Source organism: Streptomyces mobaraensis, from assembly GCF_020099395.1.
Taxonomy (GTDB): Bacteria; Actinomycetota; Actinomycetes; order Streptomycetales; family Streptomycetaceae; genus Streptomyces.
On sequence record NZ_CP083590.1, the window covers coordinates 1,931,185 to 1,943,681 of the forward strand.

Annotated in this window: 7 protein-coding genes; 2 read left to right on the top strand and 5 right to left on the bottom strand. The window is 74.9% G+C overall.

Features of this window, described 5'->3' with window-relative positions:
• Window positions 1–607: 607 nt before the first annotated feature.
• Entirely contained in the window at window positions 608–1,393 is a 786-nt protein-coding gene (gene lexA / locus K7I03_RS08010; RefSeq protein WP_185943332.1) for a transcriptional repressor LexA, read from the top strand.
• Window positions 1,394–1,576: 183 nt separating this feature from the next.
• Here the strand turns inward: lexA and K7I03_RS08015 are convergent, their stop codons facing one another.
• The 3 genes from K7I03_RS08015 to K7I03_RS08025 form a co-directional block, all read right to left on the bottom strand.
• Window positions 1,577–3,589 (bottom strand): ATP-dependent DNA helicase, encoded by a 2,013-nt coding sequence (locus K7I03_RS08015; RefSeq protein ID WP_185943333.1) that lies wholly within the window; start codon window positions 3,587–3,589, stop codon window positions 1,577–1,579.
• A 97-nt stretch (window positions 3,590–3,686) separates the two neighbouring features.
• Complete coding sequence (locus K7I03_RS08020) at window positions 3,687–5,690, bottom strand: IucA/IucC family protein (protein ID WP_185943334.1); 2,004 nt, start codon at window positions 5,688–5,690, stop codon at window positions 3,687–3,689.
• Between the two features lie 21 nt (window positions 5,691–5,711).
• On the bottom strand, window positions 5,712–7,730 hold the full coding sequence (locus tag K7I03_RS08025; RefSeq protein WP_185943335.1) for an aminotransferase class III-fold pyridoxal phosphate-dependent enzyme: 2,019 nt from the start codon (window positions 7,728–7,730) through the stop codon (window positions 5,712–5,714).
• 280 nt (window positions 7,731–8,010) lie between these two features.
• Between K7I03_RS08025 and K7I03_RS08030 the strand changes: the two genes are divergently transcribed.
• Entirely contained in the window at window positions 8,011–9,219 is a 1,209-nt protein-coding gene (locus K7I03_RS08030; protein WP_185943336.1) for a trypsin-like serine peptidase, read from the top strand.
• Between the two features lie 70 nt (window positions 9,220–9,289).
• Here the strand turns inward: K7I03_RS08030 and hflX are convergent, their stop codons facing one another.
• Both hflX and K7I03_RS08040 read right to left on the bottom strand, forming a co-directional pair.
• Window positions 9,290–10,786, bottom strand: coding sequence for a GTPase HflX (gene hflX / locus K7I03_RS08035; RefSeq protein ID WP_185943337.1), 1,497 nt, complete (start codon window positions 10,784–10,786; stop codon window positions 9,290–9,292).
• A gap of 151 nt (window positions 10,787–10,937) precedes the next feature.
• Window positions 10,938–12,404 (bottom strand): M1 family metallopeptidase, encoded by a 1,467-nt coding sequence (locus K7I03_RS08040; RefSeq protein WP_185943338.1) that lies wholly within the window; start codon window positions 12,402–12,404, stop codon window positions 10,938–10,940.
• Window positions 12,405–12,497: the final 93 nt, after the last annotated feature.

Consider the following 12,497-nt stretch of genomic DNA (forward strand, 5'->3'; position numbering starts at 1 on the left):
GGCCGGAGGCGCTCGGACTGCCGTCCGCGAGGTCGCCGACGACAGCTGCCGGAGGCGTCGGCGCGGTCGGACGCCGGCCTGGATGGGACCGCGGCACGGTCGGACGCCGGCCCTCGGCGGGCCGACATCGAGGGTACGCGAGCGGCGCGGCGGTGAACCCTCGGGGGCGCCGACGTCCGGGCGGATGCCACACTGGTACCGCCGCGCACCACGCGTCGCCCCGGGAACGCGGCGTCGCCCCGGACGCGCGGTGGGAACGCCCCGCCCTGCCCGCTCCTGTCGCACGCGGGCTCTCCGGAGCCGTGAATTGCGGGAATTCCCGCGCGGCCGGAACGCGGCCGGGAACGATGGGGCGAGTGGAGCCACGGAAGGACCGGCTCCGGGAAACCCCGGAATTCCCCGGAATCGCACGCGCTCCACGGATGAGGCGAAGTCGGCCGGGGGCGGTCGCGGGACCGTCGCGAGCGGAATTGATCTTCGCTCGTACACCCTCACGCCTGATCAAGTCAGCGAATCGGCGATATTTCACTCGAACGTGTGTTTGGCGCAACCTTTCGAAAGCAACTACCGTTGTCCAGCTAGGGAGAACATTTCGAGAGGGGCCGACGTGACCACCACCGCAAACAGCGCCACCATCACCGCCCAGGACCGCTCCCAGAACCGACTCGACCAGACACATCCGATGAACGACACCGGCATGAACAACGACGGGCAGAAGCCGGCCCGTTCGCTCCCCGGGCGGCCACCCGGAATCCGCGCGGACAGCTCCGGCCTCACGGACCGGCAGCGGCGCGTCATCGAGGTCATCCGGGACTCGGTGCAGCGGCGCGGCTACCCACCGTCCATGCGTGAGATCGGCCAGGCGGTGGGGCTGTCCAGCACCTCCTCGGTCGCGCACCAGCTGATGGCGCTGGAGCGCAAGGGCTTCCTGCGCAGGGATCCGCACCGCCCCCGCGCCTACGAGGTGCGCGGCTCCGACCAGCCCAGCTCCCAGCCGACGGACACCACCGGCAAACCCGCCGCGTCCTACGTGCCGCTGGTCGGCCGGATCGCAGCGGGCGGGCCGATCCTCGCGGAGGAGTCGGTCGAGGACGTCTTCCCCCTCCCCCGGCAGCTGGTGGGCGACGGCGAGCTGTTCGTCCTCAAGGTGGTCGGCGACTCGATGATCGAGGCCGCGATCTGTGACGGGGACTGGGTGACGGTCCGCCGCCAGCCGGTCGCGGAGAACGGTGACATCGTGGCCGCGATGCTCGACGGGGAGGCGACGGTCAAGCGCTTCCGGCGCGAGGACGGCCATGTGTGGCTGCTGCCGCACAACTCCGCCTACCAGCCCATCCCCGGTGACGAGGCCACGATCCTGGGCAAGGTCGTGGCCGTCCTGCGGCGGGTCTGAGCGAGCCGAGACCGGGCCCCGGAATCACTGCGCCGGTTCCGGGGCTCTCCCCTGTCCGCGACCGGCGCGGTGTTCACCGCACCCTTTCCCCTGGGGTGTCGCGAGCGGAGCGGGGGAACGGATCACTCCCGAATTCCCCGCCCCCGCATTGCGAACGCCCGCATTGCGAACGGAAATACCCGCTCAGCGATTCTCCGCCTTCGCCGCCGCGTCGATGGCCGCCAGCGAGCGGCGGACCTGATTGCGGTCGGTCGTGTACCAGAAATCCGGCAGGGAAGCGCGCAGGAACGACCCATAGCGCGCCGTCGCCAGCCTCGGATCGAGCACCGCCACCACACCCCGGTCGCCCGTGGCCCGTACGAGACGCCCCGCGCCCTGAGCCATCAGCAGGGCGGCGTGCGTCGCCGCGACGGACATGAAGCCGTTGCCTCCCGCCTGCTCGACCGCCCGCTGCCGGGCGCTCATCAGCGGGTCGTCCGGGCGCGGGAAGGGCACCCGGTCCATCACGACGAGCTGGCAGCTCGGCCCCGGCACGTCGACGCCCTGCCAGAGCGACAGCGTGCCGAACAGGCACGTCGCCGGATCCGCCGAGAAGTTCTTGATCAGCTCGCCGAGGGTGTCCTCGCCCTGGAGCAGGATCGGGGTGTCGAGCCGGCCGCGCAGCGCCTCGGCCGCGGCCTGCGCGGCGCGCATCGACGAGAAGAGGCCGAGCGTCCGCCCGCCCGCCGCCTCGATGAGCTCGGCCAGTTCGTCCAGCATGTCGGCCCGGCCGCCCTCCCGGCCGGGCTGGGAGAGGTGCTTGGCCACGTAGAGAATGCCCTGCCTGGGGTAGTCGAACGGCGAGCCGACGTCCACGCCCTTCCATTCGGGCAGGTCCTCGCCGGTGACGCCCTCGGGCGCGAGGCCGAGGGAGGCGCCGACCCCGTTGAAGTCGCCGCCGAGCTTGAGCGTGGCGGAGGTGAGCACCACGGACCGCTCGCTGAAGAGCTTCTCCCGCAGCAGCCCGGACACCGAGAGCGGGGCCACCCGCAGGGACGCGCCGTAGCGGTCGTGCCGCTCGAACCAGACGACGTCGTACTCGGAGCCCGCGACGATGCGCTCGGCGACGGCGTGCACGTTCTCCACCGCGGCGAGCGCCTGCTTGCGGACGGCATCCTCATCCTGGACGGACTTGTCGCGCGTCGTACCGAGCGCCGAGACCACCGTCCGCGCCGCGTCCCGCAGCGACACCAGGGCGTAGCCGAGGTCCTCGGGGATCTCCTCCAGCCGCCCGGGCAGGGCCAGCTCCATCAGCCGTTCGAAGCTCTCGGCCGCCGTCTGGAGCGCGTCGGCGACCTTCTCGTCGACGAGCTTGGCCGCGCGCCGGACGGCCTGGTTGACGCGGCCCGGGGTGAGCTCACCGGTGGCCACGCCGGTGACGCGGGAGACCAGCTCGTGCGCCTCGTCGACGATCAGCACCTCGTGCTGGGGCAGCACCGGGGCGCCCTCGATGGCATCGATGGCGAGCAGGGCGTGGTTGGTGACGACGACGTCGGCGAGCTTGGCACGCTCCCGGGCGGCCTCCGCGAAGCACTCGGCGCCATAGGCGCACTTCGAGGCGGACAGGCACTCCCGCGAGGTGACCGAGACCTGGGACCAGGCGCGGTCGGAGACGCCGGGGGTGAGGTCGTCCCGGTCGCCGGTCTCCGTCTCGTCCGACCAGTCACGCAGGCGGAGCAGGTCCTTGCCGAGCTTGCTGGTGGGGGCCGCCGCCTCGAAGGGGTCGAAGAGGCCGTCTTCCTCCTCCTGCGGCACGCCCTCGTGCAGCCGGTGAAGGCAGAGGTAGTTGGAGCGGCCCTTGAGCATGGCGAACTCGGGGCGTCTGCGCAGCACCGGGTGCAGGGCCTCGACCGTCCGCGGCAGATCGCGCTCGACGAGCTGGCGCTGGAGCGCGAGCGTCGCGGTGGCGACCACCACCCGCTCCCCGTGCGCCAGGGCGGGCACGAGGTAGCCGAGGGACTTTCCGGTGCCCGTCCCCGCCTGGACCAGCAGGTGCGAGGTGCCGTCGATGGCCTCGGCGACCGCCTCGGCCATGGCGACCTGGCCGGGGCGCTCGGTGCCGCCGACCGCGGTGACGGCCGCGTGCAGCAGGGCGGTGAGGTCGGGCCGGGACCCGGACGGGGCAGGAGACGCGGAGGGCGCGGGGGTGGCAGTCATAGCCTCTCCAGCCTACGGGGCGGCACCGACATCGCGGGCCCCGTCCGCGACAACCGCCCCGCTCCGCCACCCGGCGCCACCGCTTTCACCGGCCTCATCACCCCGGTCCCGCAAGGGGATTGGCGATCGTGACGTACGGCGACCCGGCGCCGTCCCCGGCCAGCTCGCCCAGCAGGTGGGCCGGGCAGCGCAGGGTGGGCGCGTCCAGCAGGCGGCGCGGCAGGGACGAGCGGGTGGCGCCCGGGCCGGTGGCGGCGCGGGCGAGGAACCGGCGGAAGGCCGCCAGCAGGATCCGTTCGTCGGCGAGCCGCCGGGAGCCGAACGCGCCGATCAGCCCGAGGACGTTGTCGCAGCCCAGGTGGTGGGCGAACCGCTCGTCGGCCGTCCCGTCCGGCAGGAACGCCTCCTCGTCGTCCGCGGCGAGCGCCGGCAGCCGGGCGGAGAGCGCGTCCCGCGCGGACTCCCGGAATCCGGCGTGCTGCCCGCCCCGGTACCGGCCGCCGACCGGCCAGCCGTCCCGGTCCAGCAGGACGAGGGTGTTCTGCTGGTGCGCCGCGAGGACGACGCCCGCCTCGCCGTCGAGCCAGAGCAGCGGGCGGACGACGGCCCCGAGGTAGCGCAGGAACCATTCGACGGCGATCACCGGGACCGGACGGCCGGTGCGCCGGGCGAGCCCGTGGACGGTCTCGGCGAGCCGGGACGAGACGGCCGGGTGCCCGGCCGGTGCCGTACGGCCCGGCCAGGGGCGGAGCGAGGTCAGACCGGCGAGGCAGACGGCGTCGTCGCCGGGGCCGAAGGGGTTATGCCGGAGGACGGCGGCGAGGCCCGGCGCCGGGCCGCCGCCCGGGGCGTCGACGGCGAGCCAGGCGGGGTCGCGCACCACGTCGAAGCCCAGGCCGCCGGGGCAGGCCGCCCGCCAGCGCTCGGCGAGGCCGCCGCGCAGCAGCCGGTGCAGGGCGACGCCGCGGCGCAGCTCCGCTCGGCTCGGCTCGCGGGTGCGTCCGGCGAGGCGTACGCCCAGCGCGAGCTTGATCATCACCGGGGCGTCGGGCCGGTGCACGGTGCGGACGGAGGAGGTCGGGTACCAGGGCGCGCCGTGCGGCCCCAGGTCGTGGAGCAGCCCGGCGTCGAGGAGTGCGGCGACGGCGGGACGGCAGCGGACGTCGCGGGCCTGCCAGGGGTGGAGGGGCAGCGGCACGGTGTCGGGCGGGAGGCACGGCCCGGGTTCCGCGGGGAGGAGGCGGGCCGCCAGGGTCGCCGCCTCGACGGGCCGGCCGCGTTCCGTCCAGGCCGAGTCGGCGGCCAGGACGGACCGGTGGACGGCCAGCCAGTGCAGCGGGAAGCCGCCGCGGCACTCGGGGGCGTAGCGCGGGGACTCGGCGGCGGAGAAGCCCTCGCGGCTCTGCGGCGCGGGGTGCCAGGGGTGGCCCAGGAACGACGCCTGCTCCCCGTGCAGGAAGAGGGCGTCGTCGGCGGGGTCGGCCGGGCGGGCCCGGCGCTCCCCGACGAGGACCGCCGTCCTGCGGACGGAGTCGGCGACCCGGCCGACCAACGCGGCGAGGCCGGCCGCGCTCCCCCGGCCCCCACGGTGCGCCGCCTCCCGGCCGAGCAGCGCGGCCAGGGTGACGGCGTCCAGGGCGGGGGCGCCGTCCGGGGCGTTCAGCAGCGCCGGGGCACCGAACCGGTGCCGCCCGGTGGCCGACCAGTAGCGGACGGGGACGTGGAGGACGTTCCCGTCGGTGGCGAGCGGCAGTTGGAGGCAGGGGCCCGGCGGCCGGTCGACGTCGTGCTCGCGCACCCAGCAGCGCAAGAGGGCGTCGACGGCGGCGCTGTCGGCGGCGGTCGCGGGGTCGGGGTGGTCGAGGGGGTCGGGGTGACAGAAGGGGCCGAGGGTGTCGGTGGGGGCGCAGGGGTCGGCGGGGGTGTCGGGAGCCGTCCGTGACCGGTCACCGTTGGGCGGTACCGGTGGTACGGGCGGTAGGGGTGGTACCGGTGGGACTGGCGCTACGGAACGGGGTGCGACCGGCACGGCGCCCGGGCGGCGCGGGGCCTCGGGTGCGCGAGGAGCGGGGGTCGTCGGCGTGGCGGGGCGTACGTTCATACGGTGCGGCGGGCCGGGCCGTCAGGCCGGGGCCGCGCCTGCCTCCTTCCGTGGGGTGGCGGGCTTCCGTGAGCCGGCGGACAGCCCCGGGACAGCGGCTCGCCGGGCGGATCCCGGCGGCACCTCTTTCCCTTCCGGCACGGGGCCGCCGTGCGCGTCGGGCGCTGTGCCCGCCGGAGCGGAGGGCGCGAAGGTTTCGGCCGCTTCCCGGAGGGGCGCATCGTGCTCCCCGGATACCTCACCCGGCCCGGCCGTGGTGGTACCGCCGGCCACGGGGTCGGTGACCGCCGTCGCCACCGGGCGCGGACCACGCCGATCGGAGGCTCCCCGCGCCGGCGTGGCGGCTCCGGCTGCCACCGGATCGGCGACCGGCGTCGTCAACGGGCGTGGACCGAGCCGATCGGAGGCTCCCCGCGCCGGCGTGACCGCTCCGACTGCCACCGGATCGGCGACCGGCGTCGTCACCGGACGTGGTCCACGCCGACCGGACGCTCCCCGGGCCGACGTGGCCGCTCCGACTGCCACCGGATCAGCGACCGCCGTCGCCACCGGACACGGACCACGCCGACCGGAGGCTTCCAGCACCGGCGTAGGGGCTCCGGCTGCCGCCACGTCGGCGGCCGTCGGCGTGACTGCGGCGAGTCCGCGCCGTTCGGGCGCCCCCGGCACCGTCCCTGTGGGAGCCGTGGAGGTGGCTCGGGCCGGAGCCGGAGCCGGGGCCGGGGGCGCGGCCGGGAGGCCGGAGCGCGCGGCGGCGACCGCCACCGGTACTCCCGCCCGCGAGCCCCCGCTCACGGCGCCGACCGCGTCGGTGAAGCGGTCGAGTACGGCTTCCGCCTGTTCGTCGGTGAGGGTGAGGGGCGGCAGGAGGCGCAGCAGGCGGGGCTCGTCGTCGTCCGCTCCGACGAGGAGGCCGCGGCGGAGGCAGGCGCGGCGGACCGCCTCGGCCGCGGTGGCGTCGGCGCAGGTGACGCCCAGCAGTAGGCCGCGGCCGTGGACGCCGGTGACCGGGTCGCGGCCGGCGACGGCCCGGCGGAGCCGGGCGAGCATCCGCGCGCCCAGGGCCGCGGCCCGTGGGGCCAGGCCGTTGTCCCGGATGTGGCGCAGGGTGGCCGCGCCGGCCGCCATGGCCAGCCGGTTGCCGTGGGCGTCCCGCTCCGGGAGGGCGGCGGGCACGTCGGCGCCGTGGACGAGGAGGGCGAGCGGCAGCCCGCCGCCGATCGCGCCGGCCAGGACCATGACGTCGGGGACGCGGCCGGTGTGCTGCACGTCCCAGAAGGCGCCGGTCCGGCCGGGGCCGGTGCGCGTCTCGTCGGCGACGAGGAGGGTACGGTCGCGGGCTCCGGGGACGGTTCCGGCCGGGCCTGGGCCCTCCGCGTGGGAGGAGGCCGGCGCACCGACTCCTCTGCCGGGCACCGCCCCGGCGAGGCCGCCACCGCCGAGCACCCGGGCCGCGGCGGCGTCGCGGTCCGGGTGGTCCCCTCCCCCGTCTCCGCCGGGCGCGACCCCCGGGCCACCGGCGACCGCCCGGTCCGCCGCGAGGTCGCACGCCCGGGCGAAGCCCTCAACGCCCGCGTCGCCGCATGTCCCGCCATCCCCTGTGCCCATCCGGCGTGAACCGTTGGCTCCCTCCCCGTCGCGAACGATCTCGACGAACCCCCCGGCGCCCGCCGCCAGCGCCCGCGCCGCCGCGAGCGCCGCCGCGCGGGTCGGTGGGCAGAAGTGGAGGCGGGCGTGGTCGGCCAGCCGGCCGGGGAGGGTGGCGCGCAGTTCGTCGGCGAAGACCTCGGCCGGCGGGACGCCGCGGGCGAGCGCGGAGCGGACGGCCTCGCGCACGACCGGGTGGTGGTGGCCGAGGACGAGCGCGCCGCCGCCGGGGAAGCAGTCGAGGTAGCGGCGGCCGTCGGCCGTCTCGACCGTCAGGCCCCGGGCGCGCGCGGGGACGAGGGGCAGCGGGCAGGCGTACGCGCGGGCGGGCGGCTCCGGGCGCGGGGCGCCGCGTCCCGCCGAGAGCACCGCCGGTGGCTGGGTCAAGGCCACGACCTGTGTCCTCCTCCTGTTGAACGCCGGACGTCCCCCGTACGTACCAACGACGCCGGGCCGTCCGGATCACGGGTGCGCGGGAGGGGAAGGTGCGGCGCGTGCCACATCGCCGCCGGCGTGCCGCCCCGGCCCGTCCCCCGCGGCGGCGGCGTAGGGTGTCCCTGCCCCGCCACCGGGGCGGTGCATGACAAGTCCGCGAGGACAAGTCCGCGCGGACACATCCGCGGACGCGGACACGCACCCGCACATGTGTCACCGAACGGGGGAGAAACACTCCATGTCATCCCAACGCCCGCCCGTCGCCCGCCGGCGGGGGCCGCGCACCCTGGCCGCGGTCGCCGTCGCGTCCGTGCTGGCGCTGACCGCCGTCTGCGGTCCGTCCGACGACGACGCGGCCGGTGGCGACAAGCCCACCGCGTCGGCGAGCTCCCAGGGCCTGGACGGGTTCAAGCTCCCCAAGGGGCTCACCCTCCAGGACCTGGAGAAGTGGAAGGGCGGCGCCTGGAAGAAGTGGGACAAGGACCGGTGGCTGCGGGAGGCCCGGGACTTCATCAACCCGATCATCGAGGGGCACTGGAAGCCCGACTCGATGAAGGACGCCCGATCCAGTGACAAGACCGTCAAGGACGCTCCGGGGACTCCCCCGGGCGGTTCGTCCCAGGGCGACCAGGGGGTCACCGACCCGGAGCCGCGGCCGGTGAAGGCCCGTGAGGTGAAGCGGCCGTACAGCGACAACGCCGCCCCGGTCGGCAAGGTCTTCTTCGACAGCCCCCAGGGCCACATGGTCTGCTCGGCGACGGTCGTCAAGGACCCGGCACATCCGGGCAAGTCCAACATGGTGTGGACGGCGGGCCACTGCGTACACGCGGGCCAGAAGGGCGGCTGGTACCGCAACATCGCCTTCGTGCCCTCCTACAACAACCGGGGCCTGCCCGCCTCACAGGTCAACAGCGCGCCGGTGCAGCAGGTCGCGCCGTACGGCGTGTGGTGGGCGGACTGGGCGCAGACCTCGGGCCAGTGGATCGCCCAGGGCGCGTCCAGCGGCGGCGCGGGCGCCCCGTACGACTTCGCCGTGCTGCACGTGAAGCCGGAGCAGGGCTCGGGCAAGTCGCTGGAGGAGACCGTCGGCACCGCGCTGGCCGTGGACTTCGACGCCCCGCAGGTGAAGTCCATCTCCTCGATGGGCGCCTGGGGCTACCCGGCCGCGCCGCCCTTCGACGGGCAGCGGATGTACGACTGCATCGACCGCCCCGGGCGGCTCACCCTGGACAGCGCGCAGCCGACGATGTACCGCATCGGCTGCACGATGACCGGCGGTTCCTCGGGCGGCGGCTGGTTCCGCGTCGGTCCGGGCGGCAAGGCGGTGCTGGTGTCCAACACCTCCGTCGGCCCGTCCGACAGCCGCTGGCTCGCCGGGCCGCACCTGGGCCCCGAGGCCAAGGGCATCTACCAGGCCGTCAGCAAGAAGTTCGCGGCCACGCGCTGACGACGGGCGTCAAACGGTGAAGGGTCCGTCCCCCTCGTGGGGGACGGACCCTTCATCTCGCGCACCGGGTTCAGGCGGCCTGGACGAACGGCCGCAGCTCCGCGGCCAGTTCCTCGTGCACCCGGGCCTTGACCAGGGTGCCCTCCGCCGTGTGCTCCTCGGAGAGGATCTCGCCCTCGGAGTGGATCCGGGCGGTCAGCGCGCCCTGGGTGTACGGCACCAGCGCCTTGACCTCGATCGCCGGGCGCGGCAGCCGCTCGTCGATCAGGGCGAGCAGCTCGTCGATGCCCTCACCGGAGCGGGCCGAGACCGCGATCGCGTTCCGCTCGACGCGCAGCAGGCGCTGCAGGACGAGCGGGTCGGCCGCGTCCGCCTTGTTGACGACGACGATCTCGGGCACGTCGAGCGCGCCCACGTCGCGGATCACCTCGCGGACCGCCGCGAGCTGCTCCTCCGGCGCCGGGTGCGAGCCGTCCACCACGTGCAGGATGAGGTCGGAGTCGCCGACCTCCTCCATGGTGGAGCGGAACGCCTCGACGAGGTGGTGCGGCAGGTGGCGGACGAAACCGACGGTGTCGGCCAGGGTGTAGAGCCGGCCGCCGGGCGTCTCGGCCCGCCGGACGGTCGGGTCCAGGGTGGCGAACAGCGAGTTCTCCACCAGGACACCGGCACCGGTGAGGCGGTTGAGCAGCGAGGACTTTCCGGCATTGGTGTAGCCGGCGATGGCGACCGAGGGCACCTTGTTGCGGCGGCGCTCCTGGCGCTTGAGGTCGCGCCCGGTCTTCATCTCCGCGATCTCCCGGCGCATCCGCGCCATCTTCTCGCGGATCCGCCGCCGGTCGGTCTCGATCTTCGTCTCACCGGGACCACGGGTGGCCATGCCGCCGCCCGAGGAACCGGAACCGCCGCCGCCCATCTGCCGGGACAGCGACTGGCCCCAGCCGCGCAGCCGGGGCAGCATGTACTGCATCTGCGCGAGGGAGACCTGCGCCTTGCCCTCACGGGACTTGGCGTGCTGGGCGAAGATGTCCAGGATCAGGGCGGTACGGTCGACCACCTTCACCTTGACGACGTCTTCCAGGTGGATGAGCTGGCCGGGGCTGAGCTCACCGTCGCAGACGACGGTGTCGGCGCCGGACTCCAGGACGATGTCCCGCAGCTCCTGGGCCTTGCCGGAGCCGATGTACGTGGCCGGGTCCGGCTTGTCGCGGCGCTGGACCACGCCGTCCAGGACCTGGGCGCCCGCGGTCTCCGCGAGCGCGGCCAGCTCCGCCAGGGAGTTCTCGGCGTCCCGCACCGTGCCGGACGTCCAGACGCCGACCAGCACCACGCGCTCCAGGCGCAGCTGCCGGTACTCGACCTCGGTGACGTCCTCCAGCTCGGTGGACAGGCCCGCGACGCGGCGCAGTGCCGCGCGCTCGGAGCGGTCGTACTGGTCCCCGTCCCGCTCCCCGTCGATCTCGTGGCTCCAGGCGACGTCCTCTTCCATCAGGGCGTCGGCCCGAAGGCTCTCCGGGAGGCTCTGCCGGTCCTGCCGGTCCTGGGGAAGGGAAGAAGTGGAGGTCATGTGATCCTTTGCTTCGTCGGGTCGTGCTGGGCGCACGGTGGTGTCCCCGGGCGGGGACCCACATGTCGACAACGCCGGACGCTTCCCGGTGATTCCCGGGCCCGCGCCGCGGCGGCCGACCCGCAAATGGTCCCATGCCGCGCGGGGGCCGTCACGCGGGTTTCGCGGTGACCTTCCAGTCGGGGTGGCCGGGCATGGGCGGGGTGGCGGTGTCGTAGAGCCAGGGGCGCAGGAAGCCGGAGAGGTCGCGGTGGGCGGCCTTCGAGGCGAGGGCGACGAAGTCGGCGGTGGTCACCGTCCGGTCCGCGTACCGGTCGACCCAGGCGCGCTCCAGCTCCTCGAAGGCGCGGGCGCCGATCTTCTCCCGGAGGGCGTAGAGCACCAGGGCGCCGCCGTCGTAGACGACCGGCCGGAAGATGGCGACCTTCTTGCCGGGGGCGGGCTGCTTGAGGGCGGCGGGCGGGCCGGCGTCGGCGCGCATCAGGTCGGAGTACTCGTACGCGCGGCGCATCCGGTCGGCCAGCTTGCGGCCGCCCTTGGCCTCGGCGTACTCGGACTCGTACCAGGTGGCGTGGGCCTCGTTGAGCCAGAGGTCGCCCCAGGTGCGGGGGGTGACGCTGTCGCCGAACCACTGGTGCGCCAGCTCGTGGACCATCACCGACTCCAGGTACCAGGCGGGGAAGGAGCGCTTGGTGAACAGGTCGGCCTCGAAGAGGGAGAGGGTCTGGGTCTCCAGCTCGAAGCCGGTCGTCGCCTCGGCCAGGAGCACGCCGTAGTTCTCGAAGGGGTACCGGCCGAGCCGGCGTTCCAGCCAGGCCAGCTGTTCCGGGGTCTTGGCGACCCAGGGCGCCAGCCCGTCCCGCCGGCCGGCCGGCACGACGCTGCGCAGCGGGAGGCCGTGCGGTCCGGTGGACTCCAGGATCGCGGAGCGGCCGATGGCCACCTGGGCGAGCTCGGTGGCCATGGGGTGGCGGGTGCGGTACGTCCAGGTGGTCGTGGCGCCCCGGGTGGTGTGCCCGGTGGCGACGCCGTTGGCGACGACGGTGAGGTCCTTGGGGGCGCGGATCCGGAAGGTGAAGTCCGCCTTCTCGGAGGGGTGGTCGCTGCTCGGGAAGACGCGGTGCGCCGCGTCCGCCTGATTGGCCATGACCAGCCCGTCCTTGGTGGTGACCCAGCCGCCTTCCCCGCCGCGCGGATCACTGGTGTGGTGGACGGTGACGGTGAAAGGGGTGTGGCGGAGCACCGGGTGGGCCGGAGTGACGACGAGGTCCTCCTCGACGGGGGTGAACGAGGCACGGGCACCGTTCACCTCGACCGAGCGCACCGTGCCCCGGGCGAAGTCGAGGTTGAACCGCTCCAGCCGCTCGGTGGACCGCGCCTCGATGGTGGTCACGGCGTCCAGCGGCCTGTCGTTCCCCCGGTAGTCGAAGGCGAGGACGTAGTCGGTGACGTGGTAGCCCGGATTACCGAGGTAGGGGAAGAGCCGGTCGCCGATGCCCAGCGGGGCGGGCGGCGGCGCGGCGGCGGTCAGGAGCAGCAGCGGCACGGTGGCGGCGAGGGCCGCGCGGCGGAGCCTGCGGCGGTGCTGCGGGGGGCGTGCCCCGGGAGAGTGCGGCATGCGTCCACCGCTATCAGCGCGCCGTCGTCTCCGGGGCGCGGCGCGCGCGGTCCCACCCGTACGGGCGGTGCGCCGGGGGCGCGTACGCCCCTG